The organism is Pannonibacter indicus, from assembly GCF_001418225.1.
Lineage (GTDB): Bacteria > Pseudomonadota > Alphaproteobacteria > Rhizobiales > Stappiaceae > Pannonibacter > Pannonibacter indicus.
Map to the genome: position 1 here is coordinate 239,426 of NZ_LIPT01000002.1, position 21,300 is coordinate 260,725.

Below are 21,300 nucleotides of genomic sequence, written 5' to 3' on the forward strand. Positions count from 1 at the left end.
CAGCGGCGCATCAGCGCAGGTAATCCAGCAGCGAGAAGTTCGAAAGCTTGCCAATGATCGAATAGCTCGCCTGCAACTGGGTCTCCATAGTGGCAATCTCGGCGGCAAGGGCAACCACATCAACCGATTTCTTGCTGTTGATCGTCTCGCTGATTGCCGTGATGTAGTCCTCTTCCCGGGTGATGGCCGTCTCCAGCGAAGCCGCCTTGATGGACAGCGTGCTCTGGACAGCGATGACCTTGTCCTGAGCGGAGACAAGGGCCTCGGAAATCTCGGGCAGACCGGCAACAGTGAGATCTGTCGCATTGGCCAGATAGGACAGCACGCGCAGAGTTTCCTCGAAAGCGGCATTGTCCCCCGTCACACCATAGGAAAGCTCACGGCCTGCCGAGATGCGAACGCTCTGGATGACGCTGTCACCGCTGTAGTAGCTGGTATCCGCAGTGTCCAGGTCCGTCACCACATAGGAGCCTGTATCGACGGGAGCCGGCGATGTCATGCCTCCGCCAAAGAGATAGCGGCCTTCATACCGGGTGTTTAGCAGGCTGGATATATCTTCGAGATAACTTGCGGCGAGGGCCTGAAGATCGCTGATCTGGTCTTCCGTGATGACGCCGTTCACCGAGCTTCTGATGCTCGTCAGAATGTCGCTGATGCCGCCAACGGCTGAGTACATCATTTCCACGCGGGACAGGGCCGTCTGGGCAGAAGACAGATAGCTCTGCGCGCGGGTCAGGGAAACTTCCAGGTCCACGACTGACCCGGCATCGGCTCCGAGCCCGCCATAGGTGGAGGAAACCAGCCCCGATGCCTCCTGAACCTGCTTCTCGGCCAGCCGGGACTGGGTCTGCATGGCAAGGGAGAGAAGCTTGCTCGAATGTGCGAATGTCGCAACGCGTCCGACCATTACCAAACTCCCTTTTTACACCAAGACGCGGATAGACTGACGCATCACGCCTCGAAACTACTGCACTTCGCCCTGACGCGGCCGGCTCTCGATAAGACAAACTTGCCTCGATCTGACCGTGATCACTTCACTGCGGCCAGAAGGTCTTCATACATCTGCTTGAGCACCGTCAGGATCTGAGCGGCCGCGGAATAAAGCTGCTCCAGTTCCGATGCCCGTGCCGTTTCTTCATCAATATTGACGCCGTAGAGCGAAGACATCGTGTCCGAAATTTGCGTCAGGGTGGCGGTCGCCGCCGACAGGCGCGTCTGTGCCGTCGTGGCATCTGAAACCACGACAGACAGAATGCGGTTGGCATAGCTGGTGAAATCATAGCCGCCGGCACCAATGCGGCTGGTCGCACCAAAACTGCCCCCTCCGGTCAGGGCATCCAGCAGGGCTTGTGCCGTCTCGCTTGACCCGGATTTGTCCGCCAGTGCCCCCGGATCTGCCAGAAGGCTTGCGTTGACCGAAATGGTGGAACCATCCGTTCCTGACAAAAGGTCCGGATAGGCGCTGTTGAGCGAGGAAATCAACGCTCCGGCCAGTTCGTCAAGCATGTCCTGGGCATCCGTCAGGGTCTCGTCGCGCAAGGTGATCAGCGCGCCAAGTGCCCCTTCCGAGAGCTGGCTGGTGATGTCCTTGCCATCGACCGAAATCGCCGACAGACCGGAGCCCGATCCGTCATAGGAAACACTTGCCCCCACGGATGAGGAGGCCGTGAACTCCAGCAGATGCGCAGAACAATCCACAAGGACCTGGCCCTGCTTGGTATAGACCTTCAGCGTCCCGTCGCTGGACGTGAAACTGGTCACCTCCAGATATTGCGAGAGCTCGATCAGCGCCTGATTGCGCTGGTCTTCCAGATCGGAAGTCGACGCTCCCTGGGATTTCGCCGTGGCAATCGCTTTGTTGAGCTCATTGATCGTGGTTATGGCGTCATTTGCGGCGGAGACGGACGCCGCGATCTGCTGGTCCGCGGATGTTCGCAGTTCCTGAACGCTGGAACTGAGGCTGCGGATCTGGCTGGCCAGTTCGTCCAGCGATGAGACCACAGCCGCAGACAACGTCGAACTCTCGGGAGTATCCGTCAACGAGGACAGAGCGCTCTCAAGGTTTGAGATCTGATTGGAGAGCGACGTGCCCGTATCCGAACTGGATGACGTGTTGCCCAGTGCCGATTGCAGCCGGTCCATGTAATCGGCCGTCACGGACGCCCCGCCCGCGGCTGAGGTTGCTGAGGACAGGTCTGCCAGCAGAAAACGGTCAACCGCCGAACTGGCCGCGGAAACCGTGACCCCGCCACTTGATGTGGTGCTGGTCGAGACGGTCTTGCGGGTGTAGCCATCCGTGTCAGCATTGGCAATGTTGCTGGAGGTAACGGCTATCTGGACTTGGGCTGCGGCCAGTGCGCTGGATGCAATCTTGCCTGCTGCGGATAGCGTCGTCATTGCGGCCTCCGTCAGATTTCCCGCGGCTGGTGGATCGAAAGCGGCATGTTTCCACGGCGCTGCTGATACCGGCCGCGGCTGCCATAGGCGATGGGCTGCAGCTGCTCTTCGCAGATGGCGCGCATGATCGCATCCACCCGGCGGCGGCTGACCGCAAGAGCCCGCTGCAACAGCCGGGTGTTTTCCTCCAGGAGAGGCTCAAGATCATTGATGCGCTGCATGAGCCGTGCCGAGAGTCCGGCGGACGCGCCGTGCAGGATGACCTGCTGCGTGCTGACGGCACGGAACCAGCGCTCGAACTCGACTGCAAGCTCCTGCTTGCTGATACCGGTGTCTTCCAGAGAAACAGGAAGTCCCCCGGCAAGCCTTGCATTTTCTGCTGAGGTCCGGCTGATCAGTTCCTCCGTCAGGTCCAGCATCCGCCGGACAGCCGCCTCGGGGGCAATTCCTTCTCTCATAACTGACACCTGAACCTCCTGAGAATTATCTTGATCTGGCTAGGACCGCGCCGCAGCGCATGTAGGCCGATGCCGATGAACTGGCCTGGGTGAGGCGGGACAACTCGCTGACGGCGGCGTCCCGCCCGGCTGTGAGCTGCTTGAGCAGACGTTTCAGCTCGTCCTGCAGCACGAGGGCGCTCAGCCTTGCGTGGCTGTCTCCCGCTTTCAGAGCGGCGGCGGCTGCTTCCGCTTCGGCCTGAAGGCGGCGGAGCTGGCCGAACAGGTGCTGACCGTCATCCTGTCCGGGCGTGTCAGTCATCAGCGGACGGCCTGCAGCAGCGAGTCGAACATGCTGTTGGAGGTCGAGATGATCTGGGCAGCCGCAGAATAGGCCTGCTGCGCGGTCAGCATGCGACTGAACTCGGTGCTGGTATCCGTCGTGCTCGCTTCAAGATAGCCGCCGTTGATGGACCCCGCTCCACTCGTCCCCGCAATCTGCAGCGTGCTGTTGCCCGATGTCGGTGACCGGGAGTACATGCCGTCGCTGTTGAGCGTCAGCCCGTTCGAATTGGTGAAAGTCGCGATCGGGATCTTGTAGATCGTGCGCTCGTCGCCATTGTCATAGGACGCAATCACGGATCCGTCCGAGGTGATCGAAACGCCCGTCAGCGAACCATAGGGCAGCCCGTCATTCGTGATCTTGTTGAGCTTGAGGTAGGGATCGCTGGAACCGGAGGCATATTGCGTCAGGCCATTGGCGAGTCCCGAGGTCCCGAGATCCAGAGTGACCTCGGTGTCGGCGGCCCCCGTCGTCCAGCCGGTCACGGAAAGCGTGGCCGGGGATGGGTTCGTCGAGGCGAGCGTGCCATCACTGTTGAAGGTAATCTCGATCGCGTCCGTCGACACGGTGCCACTGGTGCTGCCGTTCAGCGTCGGATCGTCGAACGTCATCTCCCAGGTGTTTTCTCCGGTCTTTGTCCAGGTCACGCTCATGTTGTGCGTGGAGCCCAGGCTGTCATAAATTTCAACCGTGGTAGAGAAGGTGTCTCCCGTAACTGCATCCGCAGGCAGGTTCGCCTGAATGCCGACCGCAGTGGTTGCTCCAACCGAACTCTGAATGGCGTCAATGTCGATCGGAACGAGCGATGCCTCACTGGTTCCGCCGATGATGTTGCCGGCGGCATCCGTCTGCCAGCCCATCAGATAATAGCCATTGTTGACCAGATAGCCGTTCTGGTCGACTTCGAACTCACCGTTACGGGTGTAGTAGGTCTGTCCGCCCGTGACCGACGAGGAGACGACAAAGAAGCCGCTCCCGTCGATGGCGAGGTTCGTGCTGTTGCCTGTCGCTGTCAGCAGGCCCTGATCGGAGACAGACGCACGTGTCGAGGCTGTTACGCCGCCGCTCGTCGAGGTGCTGGAGCCAGCGATCAGGTTCGAGAAACTCGTCGAACTCGCCTTGTAGGCCGTGGTCGAGGAGTTCGCCAGGTTCGAGGAGATGTTGGATAGCGCCTGGCTCTGTGCAGCCAGTGCGGAGATTGCCGAATTCAGGGAACCCATCAGGCTCATGACGTCACCTCACTCTCAACCAATACTGATGACATTGCTGACGAGAACGGATGCTCCGCCGATCTTCAGGACGGAGCTTGTGCCGCTCGTATCGACACCGGTAACCGTGCCCTTGACCGTCGTCGTGCCGTCGATCTCGTTGCCACTGGAGTCCTTGGCCGTGATGGAGATCGTGTAGACACCGCCGTCCTCGAGCTGCGTCCCGCTCGTGGTCGTTCCGTCCCAGGTGAAGCTGTGCGAACCTTTCTCGGTCCCGCCTTCGCCGCTCCAGACCTTCGTGCCGCTCTCGTCGTAGATCGAGATCGTGACGCTCTCCGCACTCTGGTCGAGTGTGTATCCCCAGGTCGCAGACCCGTCGGTCAGGGTGTTCGTGTTGCCATAGGCCTCGACCGTCTGGCCCAGGTAGCCGAGACCGGAGCTTGAAATCACTGAGGCGACGTTTGCGGACAACGATGTCAGCTGCTCGCTGATTGCCGTCTGCGTGTCGAAGCTGGCGTAGGACACCATCCGGTCCAGGTAGGTGTCCGTATCCGTCGGATCGAGCGGATTCTGGTTCTGAAGCTGCTGAAGCATCAGACTAAGAAAATCGGCACTCGTAAGTCCGAGAGAATTACTGGAGCTGCTGCTCGACGTTGTGGTCGAACTGGCAGAGCTATAGCTGTTCAGAGTTGAGATGCTCATGGCAGCCCCGCGATGTTTTTCCCATCATCGACCGGCGCCTGCATGAAAACATGCACAGAACGACCCCGATCACTTCTCAAACGGAGGTGAGATCGAAATCAGGCGCTGCATTTGAAAATAAATACTAGGAATATTTTGCCTATATTTGACGTAGGCAAGATTTACCGGGCAATACAAACTCTCGAAGAGTATGTTTCAAGCCGTCCCGGATACGCCGCGGCACTGACAGCGCAGCACAAGATCGCAGCCGGGCGCGCGTCAGGTCATCGCCAGAACCTGCAAGCCGCTTGGGGGGAAGTCAGCCGCCGGCCCGTTGCGCGCCGGCCGGGTCATCCGCTCCGGTTTCTTCCGGCCACGCGGCATGGGCTTGCCCAAATCCCGATGAGACAAGCGCATCGGGATCTGGCACAAGGCGCAGCAAACGCATCTGGAAATATCTGGAAAAGAAAGCGGCAAGGTACCCCGGACAGTCCCCTGTCCGGCCGGCACGCAAACCGCTTGTGTTCAGGCGAAGCGGACCTGGCGGGGAGAGACCCTGTCCGGTCCGGATGTCTTGCCCTTCTCGCTGCCATGCCCGGCCGTCACGGAGGGATGGTCAGAACAGGTCTGCGCTGCAGCTGCCGCGATCCGGGCCGCGAGTCCGGCAGGGGCCTTGATTCCGCTGGGGGAACCGAGCGCAAACAGCGACCGCAGGCGCTTCATTTCCTCAAGCCGTCCGCGAGCCTCCGCGCTTTCCACCAGAAGACCGGCAGCCGCCTCCGGAAATGGCCAGTCGCGGATGTCCTCGCCATACCGGTCAAGGCAATCGCGGAAAGCATCTTCGGTCATCTTCTGGCTTGGCGAGGTCATGATCCAGCCTTCTGGGAAAACTGGAGATACGTTAACGCGGTTTGCGGAAACTGTCCAGCAAAGCTGCCGCAGCAGCATTTTGCCGGATTGCGCAGAACTGTTTCTGTCCAGATAAAAATTACGAGCCTCGAGGCTGCATTCCGGGAATTGAAGCAAAGGCATTGCGAAGTTCGACAAGGCCGTTGAACAATTTCTGCAGCCGCTCGACAGCGTCGGGTTTGCCAAGAGTGGCGTTCAACGCGAAGATATTGCGCGTATATGTATCGCAGAGCTGCTGCCCCACGGTGCCACCCTGCTCAAGATCAAGGTTCTGGCGCAGGCCACGCAGAATATCGACAGTGCGCTGTACGCGCGCACGGCCCATTTCATATTCCTTGAGCTCGAGGAAATGCTGCGCCTGAACGATGGCATTGAGGGCTTCATCGTAAAGCATCACGACGGCAACGATGGGAGAAACCGCAGTTGCTGCCTGGCGGTAGGCGGAGATGGCGCGCGACATGGCGTAGGACATTTTTTAGTCGTCTCCCGAGTTGAGGAGGGCCTCAAGATACAAAAGTGTGGAATTCGCCGCTTCGATCGCTGCCTGATAGGAGGCGTAGCGATTGGTCAGATTGGTCCTGTAGGTTTCAGCCCGGCTCCGGATATCAGCCGCCCGTGTGCTGTAATCCTCGTTCTTCTCTGTCAGGTTATCGATCAGCCCGGACACGAGACCGCTGGATGAATTGGAATAGAGATCGACTGAATTATAGAGCTTCTCGACGATGCCGGACGAAGTCTGGATGGTGACGGTCTGGCTGGTGGAGCCGGTAAAAACCAGCGTCATACCTTCATAGATCGTCCCTTCTGCCCCCTTGATACGCGTGTCAGAAACCGTGAAGAGGCTGGTGTCGCCATTCACGCTGACAGAGGTGATGTTGCCGTCGCTGTCGACCTGGATATCCAGTGTCAGTTCGGACGGCATGCTGCTGTTGCGGCTGAGCAGCACGAGATCTTCCGAAGACGACTCGAACTGGAACATCAGAATGTTTTCCAAAGCGTCCAGATCGTTGAGCAGCACCGAGTTGAGCGTCGTCTCGTTGAGGACGAGATAATTCGAGGTGTCATAGCTGAGCCCGAGCAGCGCCATGGATGAACTGTCGATCATCGTGGACAGTGCGGAGGCAACGGCATTGTTGGCACTGCGCAGGGTGCTGTCGCCGAACAGGGTTGCATCGGCTGCGGCGCCGCCTGAGGAGGACACAGCCTGCTGGGTCAGCGCCCACTCGCGATAGGCATTGTAGGCGTCCACCAGGGCGACAATCGCGTCCTTGATGGAGGTCAGATCGTTGGCGATCTCCACCGAGATGGTGGCATCAGACCCCGTCGTCTGGTAGATCGTGAAGGAAATGCCATCCAGAACATCATCAATCGTGTTTGTCGAACGGGTGATCTCGATCCCGTCGAGCGAGATAATCGCCTGCTTGGCGGCCTGAATCTCGCTGGCGAAGGCGCCGTCACTGTCCGTAAGCCCGAGAGCCTGGCCGATATCATCTCCCGAAATGCTTTCCAGCGAGATTTCCTTGCCCGTCTCCGTTCCGGACAGAACCAGCCGGTATGTGCTTTCCGTCACCTTGACGACAGAGGCCTGAACACCGGTCGTCGCGCTCTCAGCATTGATTGCACTCGCAATCTCGGAAAGCGACATATCCTCGGTGACGGTGATCTCGGCGCTTTCCATACCTTCAAGGCCAATGGAGAAAGTGCCTGAAAGCTCCAGATCGCTGCTGCGGCTTGAAAAGCCGCTGCTGGCAACTTTCTGCGTGGCCGCCAGCTGCAGGATCTGCAGATCATAGGTGCCGGTCTGCGCCCCATTCTCGGCAGTAACGACAACGGCAGAAGAGGCTGTGACACTGCTGCTCGACGACGTCAGATAGGCTTCACGCAGGGAAAAGACATCATCTTTCGTGACGATCGAATTTGTCGTGCCGCGCATCGCATCTGCTGCTGAGGTGATAGCCTGCAGCAGGCTCTGCATCTCCTCATAGGCCGCAATCTTCACTTCGTTTGCGGCGATCTTGACGTCAATCGCGTCAGCCGGAGCCGTCTTTGCGGCAACCGCAACCTCGACCAGCGCACTCCAGTCAATATCCGTCGATGACGAATAGGTATAGGACGACGCGGTTGTTGTGGTCGAAGTGGTGCTGGAGACCGTTGCCATGACTGCCGCCTTCTGCTGCGCTGCCCCTGGCGCGCAAGCCGGGGTCTGAGGCAGCCCGCCTCCAGGGCGGGCTGCCTGTCATCCTGAGGTGAAGCCGGTTACTGCAGCAGCTTCAGCAGGTTTTCCGGCATCTGGTTGGCCTGGGACGCGGCAGCAACGGCGGCCTGCACCATCACGGATGTGGCCGACAGCTTGGACTGCTCGGAAGCGATGTCCACATCGGCGATGGCCGACTGGGCTGCGTCCAGGTTCTCGATGCTGGTGGCAATCTGCGAACTGCGGAACTCGAAGCGCGACATGATCGCACCCATTTCAGCGCGGGCATTCGACACCGTGTTGATGGCGGCATCCAGCGCGTCCAGAGCCGCTTCCGCACCGGTCTGCGTCGAGATGTCGAGCGTGTCGACCTCAAGGGCAGAACTGGTCAGGATGCTGAGCTTCAGCGTGATGGTGTCCGACGAATCCGAGCCGACGATGATCTTGGAACCGCTGGTATCTGCTTCGACTGCAGCGGTGCCGGTTGCCGTAAATGTGCCGGATCCATCATCCGTCAGGCCAAGGGTCGTCAGGTCAGCCGCCGTGAGTCCGGTGTTTGTGCCGCCGGCGGTGACGTTCGAGACGGAGATCGTGCTGGTTGCACCCTTCGTCTTGTCCGTCAGGACCAGAGCGCCTGTGCCGGTATCCGCCGAAGCCGTCACGCCGGTCTTGCTGGTCTGAGCATTGATCGCGGTGATCAAGTCGTCGATGGTAATTTCGCCGGCGGTGGTGGCGCCAACAGTCAGCTCGATGGACGTGCCTTTGAGATCAAAACTCAGCGTATCGCCATCATCACCGGTAATGCTGGCCGTCAATGTGGTGGTGGCAGTCGCCGCGGTCGCGGCCGTTGCGATGTCCTTGGTGAAGTCACTGGTGCCGTCGAGCAGGCTCTGGCCGTTGTAACGGGTGCTTGAGGCGATGCCGTCGATTTCGTCCTGCAGTTCGGCGAACTCGGCCTGAATGTAGGCGCGCTCGGTATCGGTCACGGTACCGGAGGCGGACTGCGAGGCCAGCACCTTCATACGTTGCAGGATGTCGCTGACGTTTGATGCCGCACCATCAGCCGTCTGCAGGATCGAGATGCCGTGCGAGGCATTGGTCGAGGCCTGCTCGAGAGCGGCAACGTCCGACTTGATCTTGGTGGAGATCGCCAGGCCCGCTGCGTCATCGGAGGCCTTGGTGATCCGCGAGCCGCTGGCCAGCTTGGCCAGAGAGTCAGACTGGCTGGCCGAGTTGGAGTTCAGATAGCGAACAGCGGTGTTCGCTGCGGTGTTTGTCGTGATAACGGGCATGGACTACTCCTGATATCCTTGAATCCACGCCAAGTATTCGGGCGCGGTACGGACGCATGTCCTTGCGTCTGCCCATTTCAACGAATGAAGCCGCCCATTTCAGGCGCAGGAAAGAGCCTGCCGTCAGAGTTTTTTGTTAATCATTTGTAAACGAGGCAAGGATTTCACTTGCCCGGTTACGCAAAAGATGGCGCAATTTCTGGCGTCCCCGCTTCAGAAGAGACTCCACGGCAAAGACGGACGTTTCCATGATTTCCGCAATCTCGGCGTTGGACAGGTTCTCGTGATAGGAGAAGACAAGGGCAATCCGCTGAGGATCGGGCAGTTGCCCCATCGCCGCGCTCAACAGGAAAGCGGCCTCCTCCTGCATCATTGCCTGAACCTGATCCGCGGCACGGTCGGCAATCTCGGGTGCAGCTTCCATGGTCTCTGTGCGCGGGCGGCGAAGCTGGTCGATGCAGCGGTTGGTGACGACGCGGAACAGCCAGGTGGAGAAACGCGCCTTGCCGGGCTGCCATTCTCCCCGCCTTGTCCAGACCTGCATGAAAGCGTCCTGAACCACATCTTCGGCATCCGTGGGATTGCGCAGAATGCGAATGGCGACTGCGTAAGCCTTGTCGACATGACGTTCCACAAGAATGCGGAAAGCTACATCGTTCCCAAGGCCGATGGCATGGAGCAGTGCATCATCCGACGCATCCTGCAGGCGCGTCAAAGGATCCCTGCCATGCGCGCCTGTTGCCACTGCCGTCTGTCCAGCGTCTCCGGGCCCTACCCCAGCCCGGGAAAGTGTTGCGAAGCCCATGCCCATACCCTCGGCTGCACCAGTCACGCGCGAACAAGGAATGCTGCGCTCCAGCCTATAACGGGGCAGGCTTCCCGATCAGGCGCGAGAAAATGCAAAAACTCAATTTTTTCAAATACTTAATGAGAATTTTTTGCCTATCTGCCCGGCAGTTTTTGCCGGGTATGCCGGCGAGAACAAAAAATGGCTCAGCAGCCAAGGACTTGCAGGGCCGTGCCGGGCGGCAGGAATTGCCCTTCATGCCTTTTCCCTCCGGGCGATACCTTGCAAAAAAATCCGGATGCAGAGCGCCAGATGCTGTTTTCGCAGTGCGTGGTCGCGGAAAGGCTCCGCCTGTCCGCCGTGCGGCTTGAGGATGCCCAGAACCATGTCGAGGAAGATCTTGGCGGTCAGCATCGGATCCTCCACCGCCAGTTCACCGGCAGCGGCCCGCTCTTCCAGCCAACTGGCCAGCAGCACCTGGGCCGCACGGCCGCCATGCTCGCGCATCAAGGGATTCAGGTCCGGATTGCGCGGCAATTCATGCATCATCATGTGCATGAAGTTGAACCGGTCGAGATCGCGCTCTGCGTCGAGGTCCAGCCGGACGATGGCTGCCAGCGCCTGTTCCGGCGCCAGATGGCTGTAGTCGCCGGGCAGGGCAAGCAGCGAGAAACGGTGCGAGGTGACGACGGCCGCAAATAGGCTGGCCTTGGAGGGAAACAGCTCATAGACGGTGCGCTTGGATATGCGGCAAGCCTTGGCCACCTGCTCCATCGTCGTGCCACCGTAGCCTTGAGCAGAAAACAGCGGCACCGCGGCCCGCACGATCATCTGCACCTGCACATTCCGGGGCGCCCCTGGCGGGCGGCCACGCTTGCGGACGGCTGGCGGGAGCCCGTCAGGCAAGTGTTGCGATGCAGGTTCCGGAAGCTCCCCCGTCACGCTGCCGTTGCATAGCAGATCAGGGTGCGCAGCATTCCCCATCCTTACCATTTTCCGTCCATGTTACAAATAATGACACTTAGTCCCATTGACGAAGCATCGTCGAAAATTTAGGTACCATTGCGTTTCTTAATTCGACCACGGCGGTTCTGTCCATGCGTTCCGTGATTTCGTTAAAATTATCTTCCAATTTGTTTCCAGACAGAAACAAAAGGCGCAAAATAGCATTCCCATTGCTTCTGAGTGTTTCTACACTCCTTGCGGGATGTGCCGTTGGTCCGGACTACACCAGCCCCCAGATGACCTTGTCCGGGGCCTACAGCAATTCCGCCGGAAAGGATCAGAACCAGCGGGCTGAACTGGCGCGCTGGTGGGAGCGCCTGGGCGATCCGGTTCTGAACCAGCTGGTCGAAACCGCGATCCGGCAGAACCTTGATGTCGCCACGGCCAAGGCAAAGGTGCGGGAAGCGCGGGCGTCATATGCCAAGGATGCGGGCGGGCTTCTGCCCTCTGCCAATGGCTCCGGCAGCGCCAGCCGCTCCCGCTCTTCCGGTGACGCGCCGAAGATGAGCAATCTCTTTCAGGCCGGCGCCGATGCCAGCTGGGAGGTGGATCTGTTTGGAGCCAATGCCCGGACTGCAGAAGCCTCGCGTTATGGCCTCGACGCTGCAGAGGAAGATCTGTGTGCCACGATGGTTACGCTCATAGGCGACATCACCACCTATTACGCGCAGGCCCGCGCCTATCAGGCCCGCATCGCCCTTGCCCGGCGCACTGCAAATTCTCAGAACGAGACTGTCCGTCTGACGCAGTCCAAGTTTGATGCCGGCGCCGTGTCTGCATCCGACGTGGCCAACGCCACCGGACAGGCCGCAACGACCGAAGCAAACATTCCAGGCCTGCAGATATCCTATGCCGAATCCCTGCACCGGCTGGGCGTGCTGACGGGCGGGGAGCCTGCCTCTCTAGCTGGCGTCATGACCAAGACCCGCCCTATTCCCCGGCCGAAGCTGCCGCTTCCCGTGGGCGTGCCCGCAGATCTTCTCAACTCCCGGCCTGACCTGAAGGTGCTGGAGCGCAAGCTGGCGCAAGCCACCGCCTCCATTGGCGCGGCGGAAGCTGCACGCTATCCGGCCATCAGCCTGACGGGCAACATCAGCACCTCAGCAGCCAAGACCGGAGATCTTGCAAAGAACTCCTCCATCAGCTGGTCCTTTGGCCCCACCCTCAGTGTGCCGCTGTTCAATGGCGGTTCGCTGGCGGCAGCAGCCGATGTGGCAAGAGCCCAGCGTGACGAAAGCTTCCTCGCCTACCGTCAGGGTGTTCTGGAGGCGCTGGAAGAGGTTGAAAATGCACTGGTCAGCCTAAGCCAGCAGCGCCAGCGCACGGGCAAGCTGGCAACGGCCGTCAATGCATACCGTCAGGCGGCGGACCTTGCCCGTTCGCAATACCGCAATGGCTCCAGCAGCTTCCTGGATGTGCTCGACGCGGAGCGTTCGCTCTACAGCGCCGAAGATTCGCTGATCACGAGCCAGCTTGCGATCGTGACCGCCTATATCAGTCTCAACCGCAGTCTTGGCGGGGGATGGGACGGTGCAGTTGACACAGCAACGCCAGCCGTCGTGGACGTCCGGACGGGCCCGCACCTGCGCAAGCTGGCAAAAGACAACTGATGCAGCGCCGGGCGCGAACCATGTGCGCTCCAGCCCTGCCCTGTGATGAAAGCAGTGTTCACGATGAACGCAACCAAACCGAGGAAGAAGGCGCGCTGGCTCCTCACGGCCGCCGTGCTGGCCGCTGCTGCGGGCGGCATCTACTACGCCCGTACCTCCATGCAGGCAGATACCGGGCCAACGGTCATGACCGCCCCCGTACGCAAGGGCACCATTGAGGAAACCGTGCTGGCGACCGGCATTCTGAAGCCGGCGAAGCTTGTGGCCGTCGGCGCACAGGCTTCTGGCCGCATCACCTCGCTGAAGGTGTCCCTTGGACAGGAATTGAAGGCCGGTGACCTCGTAGCCGAGATTGACGCCACGACCCAGACCAACAACCTGCGCACCTCGGAGGCAGCTCTGGCCAATGTGGAAGCGCAGCGGGTGGAGAAGGAGGCATCACTCAGGCTTGCCAGCATCTCGCTGGAGCGCCAGCAGAAACTTCTCGCACAGAATGCCACCTCCAGGGCGGATTTCGATACGGCTGATTCAGAGGTGAAAACCATCGAGGCGCAGATCAAGGCGCTGGATGCGCAGATCATCGAGGCGCAGGTGGCCGTTGAAACCGCCAAGGCAAACCTTGGCTACACCCGCATCACCGCGCCGATGGACGGCACGGTTCTGGCCATCGTCAACCAGCAGGGCCAGACCGTGAATGCCACGCAGTCGGCCCCGACGATCATCATCATGGGCCAGCTGGATGTCATGACGGTCAGGGCCGAGATATCCGAAGCAGACGTGGTGAAGGTGAAGCCGGGGGCAGAAGTCTATTTCAACGTTCTGGGCGCGCCGGACACGAAATATCAGGCGCATCTTGAGTCCATCGAGCCCGCACCGGAATCGATCACCAGCGACAGTTCCGTCAGCGGCTCGTCCACATCGTCCTCGTCCAGTTCCACAAGCACGGAAGCCATCTATTACAATGGCATATTCAACGTACCCAATCCGGATGGCCTGCTGCGCACCTACATGACGGCAGAAGTGACCATCGTGCTGGGCAAGGCGGAAAACGTGCCCGTGATCCCGGCAACCGCGCTGGGTGCCCGCAATGCGGATGGCAGCTACAATGTTCAGGTCATGGGCGGCACCGGCACCATAGAGACACGGCGGGTGAAAACGGGCCTCAATGACAAGATCAACGTTGAGATCAAGTCCGGCCTGTCCGAAGGCGACCGTGTCGTGACCGGAACACTGGATGCCAGTGCCGCAAGGACATTCACACCCCGTGGCCCCGGCGGCCCGGCAATGGGAATTTGAGGCCCAAAGAGCATGGCGGAACCTCTGATCAGCCTCAAGGGCCTCATCCGCACCTTTCCTGCCGGGGACGGCGAAGTTGCGGTCCTCAAGGGCATCAATCTTGAGATAGCCCAGGGAGAGTTCGTGTCCATCATCGGCCAGTCCGGTTCGGGCAAGTCGACCTTGATGAATATTCTCGGCTGCCTCGATACCCCCAGCAGCGGCAGCTACCGCATTGACGGGCGTGAAACAGCCGATCTTCAGCCCGATGATCTGGCGGCTCTGAGGCGTGAAAGGTTCGGCTTCATCTTCCAGCGCTACAATCTGCTGGCCGAGCTGACGGCGCTTGGCAATGTGGAGGTGCCTGCCGTTTATGCCGGACTTGCCCCGGCGGACCGGCGGCGGCGGGCGGCCGGTATTCTGGAGCGGCTGGGCCTTGGCGACCGGATGGAGCACCGCCCGCCGCAGCTATCGGGCGGGCAGCAGCAGCGCGTCTCCATCGCCCGTGCCCTGATGAACGGCGGCGACATCATCCTCGCCGACGAGCCAACGGGAGCGCTGGACTCCCGCAGCGGACAGGACGTCCTCGACATTCTGCGCGAGCTGAACCGTGAGGGGAAGACGGTCATCATCGTCACCCATGACGCCAATGTGGCGGCCCTGGCCGGGCGCACCATCGAGATCCGCGATGGCGAGATCGTTGCCGATTACAGGCAGGACAAACAGGCCGGTGCGGCCGCCGTTTCCGCAGCCCCGCAGGAGGCGCCGCACCGTTCGGTCCGGGGACTGACAGCCTGGGCGGACCGCTTCCGGGAGGCGTTCCAGATGGCGCTTCTGTCCATGAAGGCCCACAAGCTGCGCACCTTCCTGACCATGCTCGGCATCATCATCGGCATTGCCTCCGTGGTGAGTGTCGTGGCGCTTGGCGCCGGGACACGGGAGAAGGTGCTGGCCAACATCGCCAGCCTCGGTACCAGCACGCTGGAAATCTTCCCCGGCAAGGACTTCGGCGATGCGCGCTCCGGCAAGGTGACGACGCTGGTGATTTCCGACGCCAAGGAACTCGCCAGGCAGCCCTACCTGCGCGCCGTGACCCCGACCGTCTCGACCAGCGTCACCCTGCGCTACGGCTCAAAGGAGGCCTCCGCCCTCGTCAACGGAGTCAGTTCCGCCTATTTCGATGCCAAGGGCACCAAGATTGCCACGGGCCAGTTTTTCGATGCTCGCAGCGAGCACAGTCTCGATGCTGTCGCCGTCATCGACGAGAACACCCGCAAGACCCTGTTTGCCAATGAACCGGACGGGGCTGTCGGCAAGGTTCTGCTGATCAACAACGTGCCCGCCCGCATCGTCGGCGTGGCCCAGCCCCAGCAGGGCGGCTTCGGCAGCAGCCAGAATCTCTCCGTGTTCCTGCCCTACACCACCGTGCAGGCCCGCCTCACCGGCTCCAGCACCCTGCGCAGCATCACCGTGCGGGTGGAGGATGATGTGGACATGAAGCTGGCCGAGCAGATGGTCACCGCCTTCCTGACTCAGCGCCACGGCACCAAGGACTTCTTCATCCTCAACACCGACGACATCCGCCAGTCCATCACCAGCACCACCGCGACCATGACACTGCTGATCGCCGCCATTGCCGTGATTTCGCTGATCGTCGGCGGCATCGGGGTGATGAACATCATGCTTGTCACCGTCTCCGAGCGCGTGTCGGAAATCGGCGTGCGCATGGCTGTCGGGGCGCGGCGGTCCGATATCCTGCAGCAGTTCCTCATCGAAGCCGTCACTGTCTGCATCATCGGCGGGCTGGCGGGCATCGCTACAGCCCTGAGTTTCGGCGCGCTCTTCCCGCTGTTCACCAGCGACTTCTCGCTGATCTTCTCCAATGCCTCGATTGCCTATGCCTTCGGGATCTCAACCCTGACCGGCATCGTCTTCGGCTTCCTCCCCGCCCGCAACGCCTCCCGCCTCGACCCCGTGGCCGCGCTCAGCCGGCTATGAGCTGTCAGGCAGGTTTTGTCACCCGGCGGAGCGTCAGGTTGATGCGGCCGCCGTTTTTCAGAAGAGTGGAGGTGCCCGGATAAATCCTGCCGATGCCGTGGAAGGCAAGCCGGGACGGGCCCTCCAGCAGCAGCACGTCGCCCGAATTCAGCCGGAACGAGCGGGCAGAGCCCTTGCGGGTGAGGCCGCCGATGCGGAAGAGCGCCGAATCGCCCAGCGAGACGGACAGCACCGGCGCCTCGAAGGTTTCCTCGTCCCGGTCCTGATGCAGGCCCATCCGGGCGGTCCCGTCATAGAAATTGATCAGGCAGGCTTCAGGTTCCGGGGCATCCGGAGCAAGCGTATGCCAGAGGTCCTTCAGCACATCCGGCAGGGGCGGCCAGGGCTTTCCCGTCACCGGATGCAGCGGCTGATAGCGGTAGCCGCGAATGTCCGACACCCAGCCAAGCGGGCCGCAATTGCTCATGCGCACGGAAAAGGGTTTGCCGTTCTTTGGCATCACCGGGCGGAACAGCGGCGCTTCGGCCACGATGGCCCGCAGTTGCTCCGCCAGATCGGCCTGTGCGGATAGATCCAGATGGCCGGGCAGGAAGCGCACCCCCTCCGGCAGCGGGCTTTGCCGCTTGCGGGCACTTTCCGGTGCAGCGTTGTCCAAAGTCATTCCACAGTCTCCGGCAGCCAAAGAACGCAAGTCCGCAAGGCATGTAGCGATCCTTGCGCTGATAAGGGCTTTTGCACAGCAAGATCAGGCAGGCAGACGCCTTGCAGCAAGCCTGTCTCCCGCCTATATAGCGGTCAAGCTCAGTGCTGACAGGCGGAAAACCTGCTGACAGCCCCGGACAAGGCCAAGGGTCAAAACTCGTGATCAGGGCCTCAGGGATCAAAAGGGGCTTGGGCCAGTGCTCCTATGGCGGAGCATCAGGCCTTAAGCGCGCCGGCATCACTGATTGTGAAAGGGAGCCGGATTGACGCCGAAACGGGTTTTTCCGGTTTGCTAGAAAGAGAGGAAGAAATGGCAAAGGTCATTGGTATCGACCTCGGCACGACGAATTCGTGCGTCGCCGTCATGGACGGCAAGGATGCGAAGGTGATCGAGAACTCGGAAGGCGCACGCACCACGCCCTCCATGGTCGCCTTCTCGGACGACAATGAGCGCCTTGTCGGCCAGCCGGCCAAGCGCCAGGCCGTCACCAACCCCACCAACACGCTCTTCGCAGTGAAGCGCCTCATCGGCCGCCGCTTCGATGATCCGACCGTGACGAAGGACAAGGGCCTCGTGCCCTATGAGATCGTCAAGGCGGACAATGGTGATGCGTGGGTTTCGGCCAACGGGCAGAAATACTCGCCCTCCCAGATTTCCGCCTTCATCCTGCAGAAGATGAAGGAAACCGCCGAAAGCTATCTCGGCGAGACTGTGACCCAGGCAGTCATCACCGTTCCGGCCTATTTCAACGACGCTCAGCGTCAGGCCACCAAGGATGCAGGCAAGATCGCCGGTCTCGAAGTCCTGCGCATCATCAACGAGCCGACCGCGGCAGCTCTCGCTTATGGCCTCGACAAGAACGATGGCAAGACCATCGCGGTCTATGACCTTGGCGGCGGCACCTTCGACGTGTCGATTCTGGAAATCGGCGACGGCGTCTTCGAAGTGAAGTCGACGAACGGTGACACGTTCCTCGGCGGTGAAGACTTCGACATGCGTCTGGTCGATTACCTCGCGGCCGAGTTCAAGAAGGATCAGGGCATCGACCTGAAGAACGACAAGCTGGCCCTGCAGCGCCTCAAGGAAGCTGCGGAAAAGGCCAAGATCGAGCTGTCGTCCTCGTCGCAGACCGAAATCAACCTGCCCTTCATCACGGCAGATGCGTCCGGTCCCAAGCACCTGACCATGAAGCTGACTCGCGCCAAGTTCGAGAGCCTCGTCGAGGATCTGGTGCAGCGCACAATCGAGCCGTGCAAGGCAGCCCTGAAGGACGCCGGCCTCGTCGCCGGCCAGATCGATGAAGTGGTTCTCGTCGGCGGCATGACCCGCATGCCGAAGATCCAGGAGGTCGTGAAGACCTTCTTTGGCAAGGAGCCGCACAAGGGCGTGAACCCGGACGAAGTGGTGGCCATGGGCGCTGCCATCCAGGCCGGCGTGCTGCAGGGCGACGTCAAGGACGTGCTGCTGCTCGACGTGACACCGCTGTCGCTCGGCATCGAGACGCTCGGCGGCGTGTTCACCCGTCTGATCGACCGCAACACCACGATCCCGACGAAGAAGAGCCAGACCTTCTCCACCGCCGAGGACAACCAGACTGCCGTGACGATCCGGGTGTTCCAGGGCGAGCGCGAGATGGCGGCCGACAACAAGATGCTCGGCCAGTTCGATCTCGTCGGCCTGCCGCCCGCCCCGCGCGGCGTGCCGCAGATCGAGGTTGCCTTCGACATCGACGCCAACGGCATCGTCAACGTGTCGGCCAAGGACAAAGGCACCGGCAAGGAGCAGCAGATCCGCATCCAGGCTTCCGGCGGCCTCAGCGACGCCGACATCGAGAAGATGATCAAGGACGCCGAAGCCCATGCGGAGGAGGACAAGAAGCGCCGCGAGCTGGTGGAAGCCCGCAACCAGGGTGAATCCCTGATACATTCCACCGAGAAGTCCCTCAAGGACTATGGCGACAAGGTCTCTGCGGACGACAAGGCTTCGATCGAAAGCGCGATTGCCGCCCTGAAGACGGCTCTGACCACGGAAGACGTGGCGGACATCCAGTCCAAGACCCAGGCCTTGGCCGAAGTGTCCATGAAGCTGGGTGAAGCCATGTACAAGGCTTCTCAGGCGGAAGCCGAAGGCGGCGAAGACACCGGCGCTTCCTCCGCGCAGGACGACGACGTGGTCGACGCCGACTTCGAGGAAGTCAAGGACGACAAGAAGTAAGTCACTGGCACGGCGCGGTTTCCTCATGGATCCGCGCCGTGCCGGCTTTCCAGCGGCAGCTGGCGGCGACCGGACCAGTCCGGCAGGCCGCGAGCGGTTGCGATGCAGGGCGTGATGCCTGCACCGTTTTTCCCCGGTGATGCGCATGACGCGTGGCGGAGAACCTGTCTGAAGCCTGACGGATGGCCGGACAGAGGCGGATGGCAGGCCCCCTCAGTCAGATACCCAGCGGGCAGAAATTCATGGCGAAGCGCGACTTTTATGAAATCCTTGGCGTTGCGCGCGATGCGGACGAGAAGGTGCTGAAAAGCGCCTACCGGAAGCTTGCGATGAAGTTTCATCCGGACCGCAATCCGGGCGATGCCTCGGCCGAGGCCAGCTTCAAGGAAGTCAACGAAGCTTACGACATCCTGAAGGACAGCCAGAAGCGGGCTGCCTATGACCGTTATGGCCATGCCGCCTTTGAGAATGGCGGATTTGGCGGCGGCGGTGCCGGATTTGGTGGCGGCGGCGACTTCGCCTCCACCATGTCCGACATTTTCGAGGAATTCTTCGGCATGGGCGGCGGGCGCCGCTCGTCCGGCGGGCGCGAACGCGGCGCGGACCTGCGCTACAATCTGGAAATCACGCTCGAAGAGGCCTTCACGGGCAAGACCGTGGAGATTGAGGTGCCGACCTCCGTCACCTGCCAGCCGTGCAGCGGCTCCGGCGCCAAGCCCGGCTCCAGCCCCACCACCTGCCGCACCTGCGGCGGTTCGGGGCGCGTGCGGGCGGCACAGGGCTTCTTCACGCTGGAGCGCACCTGCCCGAGCTGTCAGGGGCGCGGCCAGGTCATCTCCGATCCCTGCCCGCATTGCTCCGGCGTTGGCCGGGTGACGCAGGAGCGCACCCTCTCGGTCAACATCCCGGCCGGCATCGAGGATGGCACGCGCATCCGTCTTGCCGGCGAGGGCGAAGCGGGCCTGCGCGGCGGGCCGTCGGGCGATCTCTATATCTTCCTGTCGCTGAAGCAGCACGAGTTCTTCCAGCGTGACGGGGCCGATCTTTATTGCCGTGTGCCCATCTCCATGACGACGGCAGCCCTTGGAGGCCAGTTCGACGTGCCCACCGTTGAAGGCGGCACGACACGGGTCAAGGTGCCGGAGGGGACGCAGAACGGCCGCCAGTTCCGCCTCAAGGGCAAGGGCATGCCGGTGATGCGCACCACGCAGCACGGTGACATGTATATTCAGGTCACGGTGGAGACACCGACGAACCTGACCAAACGCCAGCGCGAATTGCTGGCCGAGTTCGAAAAAGAAAGCTCTGGTGAGAACAATCCGGAGAGCTCCGGTTTCTTTGCCCGCGTCAAGGATTTCCTCGACAACCTGGGCAATTGACCGCCGCTTTCAGTCAGGGCCCCGGAGGCTGACTGCCGCCAGGGGCCTTGAAATGGCCACTGTTGCCCGGCTAGATGTTTTTACCAATCTGACCGGAGGACATTATGGCGGCATTCAGGACGCTCGACGCTAAGCCCTTGAAGAGAAAGCTCAAGGACGAATTCCGCTTCTTCCGGAACTGGCTCGGCAGCCCTCTGACGCTTGGTGCCATCTCTCCCTCCGGTCCCGAACTTGCCCGCCGGATCGCCTCCCTCGTGCCGGTCCGGCCTGATGGGCGCTATCTGGAGCTTGGCCCCGGAACCGGCGTGGTGACACAGGCCATCTTTGACCGCGGCATAACCCAGCCGCAGCTGACCGCGCTGGAATACACCAGCGAATTCTGCCGCATGCTGCGCGAACGCTTTCCCCGCATGACGATCATCCAGGGCGATGCCTATACGCTGCGCGAGACGCTGGAAACGGCTATGCCTGTACAGAATGGCATGTTCGCCGGCATTGTCTCCGGCCTGCCGCTGTTCACCCAGCCGGTGGAAAAAAGAAAGGCGCTGATCCTGGATGCGCTCGATCTGTGCGAGCCGGGCGCGCCCTATATCCAGTTTTCTTACGCCATGGTACCGCCGGTGAAGCCTGAGCCGGGCGTTCTCAACCTCGACAAGACCGGCTGGATTTTTGCCAACCTGCCGCCGGCCCGCGTCTGGGTCTACCGCAAGCCGTAATCAGGCTCGCCGGCAGCTGGTGAACAGCCTGCCTTTGTGCTTGCGCTGCGGGCCCCTGCGATGGCAGGCTGTGCGAAATTTCTGTCGCCGGTTGATAATGCCCCTTCTTCCCCTGGGTATTCCAGCTGCGGTGCGGCACCATGAGGAGACAG

The 21,300-nt window shown here is 61.2% G+C and carries 19 protein-coding genes and 1 pseudogene; 6 read left to right on the forward strand and 14 right to left on the reverse strand.

All coding sequences use genetic code 11. The annotated features are described in order from the left end of the window. Positions 1–10 precede the first annotated feature (10 nt). The 13 genes and pseudogenes from ASC48_RS04045 to ASC48_RS04100 form a co-directional block, all read right to left on the reverse strand. A complete protein-coding gene (locus tag ASC48_RS04045) occupies positions 11–907 on the reverse strand; it encodes a flagellin (RefSeq protein WP_055454519.1) in 897 nt (298 codons plus the stop codon). Positions 908–1,029: 122 nt separating this feature from the next. Then, positions 1,030–2,397, reverse strand: coding sequence for a flagellar hook-associated protein FlgK (gene flgK / locus ASC48_RS04050; protein ID WP_055454520.1), 1,368 nt, complete (start codon positions 2,395–2,397; stop codon positions 1,030–1,032). An 11-nt stretch (positions 2,398–2,408) separates the two neighbouring features. Continuing rightward, positions 2,409–2,864, reverse strand: coding sequence for a hypothetical protein (locus ASC48_RS04055; protein WP_141658866.1), 456 nt, complete (start codon positions 2,862–2,864; stop codon positions 2,409–2,411). A gap of 16 nt (positions 2,865–2,880) precedes the next feature. Next, entirely contained in the window at positions 2,881–3,156 is a 276-nt protein-coding gene (locus ASC48_RS04060) for a hypothetical protein (protein ID WP_055454522.1), read from the reverse strand. Next, positions 3,156–4,406: a flagellar hook protein FlgE gene (gene flgE / locus ASC48_RS04065; protein ID WP_055454523.1), complete on the reverse strand. Its 1,251-nt coding sequence runs from the start codon at positions 4,404–4,406 to the stop codon at positions 3,156–3,158. The genes ASC48_RS04060 and flgE overlap by 1 nt, the downstream gene beginning before the upstream one ends. Positions 4,407–4,421: 15 nt before the next feature. Beyond that, entirely contained in the window at positions 4,422–5,087 is a 666-nt protein-coding gene (locus ASC48_RS04070; protein ID WP_055454524.1) for a flagellar hook assembly protein FlgD, read from the reverse strand. Between the two features lie 504 nt (positions 5,088–5,591). Next, positions 5,592–5,936: a hypothetical protein gene (locus tag ASC48_RS19730; RefSeq protein WP_072242517.1), complete on the reverse strand. Its 345-nt coding sequence runs from the start codon at positions 5,934–5,936 to the stop codon at positions 5,592–5,594. Between the two features lie 118 nt (positions 5,937–6,054). Beyond that, positions 6,055–6,447, reverse strand: a complete 393-nt coding sequence (locus ASC48_RS04080; RefSeq protein WP_050473437.1) for a flagellar export chaperone FliS — start codon at positions 6,445–6,447, stop codon at positions 6,055–6,057. A 3-nt stretch (positions 6,448–6,450) separates the two neighbouring features. After that, on the reverse strand, positions 6,451–8,133 hold the full coding sequence (fliD, locus tag ASC48_RS04085) for a flagellar filament capping protein FliD (protein ID WP_055454525.1): 1,683 nt from the start codon (positions 8,131–8,133) through the stop codon (positions 6,451–6,453). Positions 8,134–8,231: 98 nt separating this feature from the next. Continuing rightward, positions 8,232–8,984: a flagellin gene (locus ASC48_RS20250; protein ID WP_482809923.1), complete on the reverse strand. Its 753-nt coding sequence runs from the start codon at positions 8,982–8,984 to the stop codon at positions 8,232–8,234. Between the two features lie 45 nt (positions 8,985–9,029). Further along, a pseudogene (locus tag ASC48_RS20325) lies at positions 9,030–9,461 on the reverse strand (flagellin); the annotation flags it as partial. A gap of 136 nt (positions 9,462–9,597) precedes the next feature. Next, positions 9,598–10,176 (reverse strand): RNA polymerase sigma factor, encoded by a 579-nt coding sequence (locus ASC48_RS04095; RefSeq protein ID WP_244269998.1) that lies wholly within the window; start codon positions 10,174–10,176, stop codon positions 9,598–9,600. Positions 10,177–10,503: 327 nt separating this feature from the next. Further along, positions 10,504–11,079, reverse strand: coding sequence for a TetR/AcrR family transcriptional regulator (locus tag ASC48_RS04100; RefSeq protein WP_167345112.1), 576 nt, complete (start codon positions 11,077–11,079; stop codon positions 10,504–10,506). A 266-nt stretch (positions 11,080–11,345) separates the two neighbouring features. On the opposite strand from ASC48_RS04100, the gene ASC48_RS04105 reads away from it, so the two are divergent. From ASC48_RS04105 to ASC48_RS04115, 3 genes are all read left to right on the forward strand, one after another. Then, complete coding sequence (locus tag ASC48_RS04105) at positions 11,346–12,863, forward strand: efflux transporter outer membrane subunit (RefSeq protein WP_055454528.1); 1,518 nt, start codon at positions 11,346–11,348, stop codon at positions 12,861–12,863. A gap of 63 nt (positions 12,864–12,926) precedes the next feature. Next, positions 12,927–14,159 (forward strand): efflux RND transporter periplasmic adaptor subunit, encoded by a 1,233-nt coding sequence (locus tag ASC48_RS04110; protein ID WP_055454826.1) that lies wholly within the window; start codon positions 12,927–12,929, stop codon positions 14,157–14,159. Between the two features lie 12 nt (positions 14,160–14,171). Continuing rightward, positions 14,172–16,136 (forward strand): MacB family efflux pump subunit, encoded by a 1,965-nt coding sequence (locus ASC48_RS04115; protein WP_055454529.1) that lies wholly within the window; start codon positions 14,172–14,174, stop codon positions 16,134–16,136. A gap of 4 nt (positions 16,137–16,140) precedes the next feature. Here ASC48_RS04115 and ASC48_RS04120 read toward each other — a convergent pair whose 3' ends face one another. Further along, the gene (locus tag ASC48_RS04120) at positions 16,141–16,797 is read right to left on the reverse strand and encodes an alpha-ketoglutarate-dependent dioxygenase AlkB family protein (RefSeq protein WP_055454530.1); all 657 of its coding nucleotides are present in this window, start codon (positions 16,795–16,797) and stop codon (positions 16,141–16,143) included. 351 nt (positions 16,798–17,148) lie between these two features. On the opposite strand from ASC48_RS04120, the gene dnaK reads away from it, so the two are divergent. From dnaK to ASC48_RS04135, 3 genes are all read left to right on the forward strand, one after another. Then, entirely contained in the window at positions 17,149–19,053 is a 1,905-nt protein-coding gene (gene dnaK / locus ASC48_RS04125; protein ID WP_055454531.1) for a molecular chaperone DnaK, read from the forward strand. Positions 19,054–19,295: 242 nt separating this feature from the next. Further along, positions 19,296–20,432: a molecular chaperone DnaJ gene (gene dnaJ, locus ASC48_RS04130; protein WP_055454532.1), complete on the forward strand. Its 1,137-nt coding sequence runs from the start codon at positions 19,296–19,298 to the stop codon at positions 20,430–20,432. A 104-nt stretch (positions 20,433–20,536) separates the two neighbouring features. Then, positions 20,537–21,148, forward strand: a complete 612-nt coding sequence (locus ASC48_RS04135) for a class I SAM-dependent methyltransferase (protein WP_055454533.1) — start codon at positions 20,537–20,539, stop codon at positions 21,146–21,148. Positions 21,149–21,300: the final 152 nt, after the last annotated feature.

Excerpts from the sequence above, each read along its gene's own strand:
- ASC48_RS04045 (WP_055454519.1), bottom strand. The coding sequence starts at position 907 with ATGGTCGGACGCGTTGCGACATTCGCACATTCGAGCAAGCTTCTCTCC.
- flgK (WP_055454520.1), bottom strand. The coding sequence starts at position 2,397 with ATGACGACGCTATCCGCAGCAGGCAAGATTGCATCCAGCGCACTGGCC.
- ASC48_RS04060 (WP_055454522.1), bottom strand. The coding sequence starts at position 3,156 with ATGACTGACACGCCCGGACAGGATGACGGTCAGCACCTGTTCGGCCAG.
- flgE (WP_055454523.1), bottom strand. The coding sequence starts at position 4,406 with ATGAGCCTGATGGGTTCCCTGAATTCGGCAATCTCCGCACTGGCTGCA.
- ASC48_RS04070 (WP_055454524.1), bottom strand. The coding sequence starts at position 5,087 with ATGAGCATCTCAACTCTGAACAGCTATAGCTCTGCCAGTTCGACCACA.
- ASC48_RS19730 (WP_072242517.1), bottom strand. The coding sequence starts at position 5,936 with ATGACCTCGCCAAGCCAGAAGATGACCGAAGATGCTTTCCGCGATTGC.
- ASC48_RS04080 (WP_050473437.1), bottom strand. The coding sequence starts at position 6,447 with ATGTCCTACGCCATGTCGCGCGCCATCTCCGCCTACCGCCAGGCAGCA.
- fliD (WP_055454525.1), bottom strand. The coding sequence starts at position 8,133 with ATGGCAACGGTCTCCAGCACCACTTCGACCACAACAACCGCGTCGTCC.
- ASC48_RS04100 (WP_167345112.1), bottom strand. The coding sequence starts at position 11,079 with ATGATCGTGCGGGCCGCGGTGCCGCTGTTTTCTGCTCAAGGCTACGGT.
- ASC48_RS04105 (WP_055454528.1), top strand. The coding sequence starts at position 11,346 with ATGCGTTCCGTGATTTCGTTAAAATTATCTTCCAATTTGTTTCCAGAC.
- ASC48_RS04110 (WP_055454826.1), top strand. The coding sequence starts at position 12,927 with ATGAACGCAACCAAACCGAGGAAGAAGGCGCGCTGGCTCCTCACGGCC.
- ASC48_RS04115 (WP_055454529.1), top strand. The coding sequence starts at position 14,172 with ATGGCGGAACCTCTGATCAGCCTCAAGGGCCTCATCCGCACCTTTCCT.
- ASC48_RS04120 (WP_055454530.1), bottom strand. The coding sequence starts at position 16,797 with ATGACTTTGGACAACGCTGCACCGGAAAGTGCCCGCAAGCGGCAAAGC.
- dnaK (WP_055454531.1), top strand. The coding sequence starts at position 17,149 with ATGGCAAAGGTCATTGGTATCGACCTCGGCACGACGAATTCGTGCGTC.
- dnaJ (WP_055454532.1), top strand. The coding sequence starts at position 19,296 with ATGGCGAAGCGCGACTTTTATGAAATCCTTGGCGTTGCGCGCGATGCG.
- ASC48_RS04135 (WP_055454533.1), top strand. The coding sequence starts at position 20,537 with ATGGCGGCATTCAGGACGCTCGACGCTAAGCCCTTGAAGAGAAAGCTC.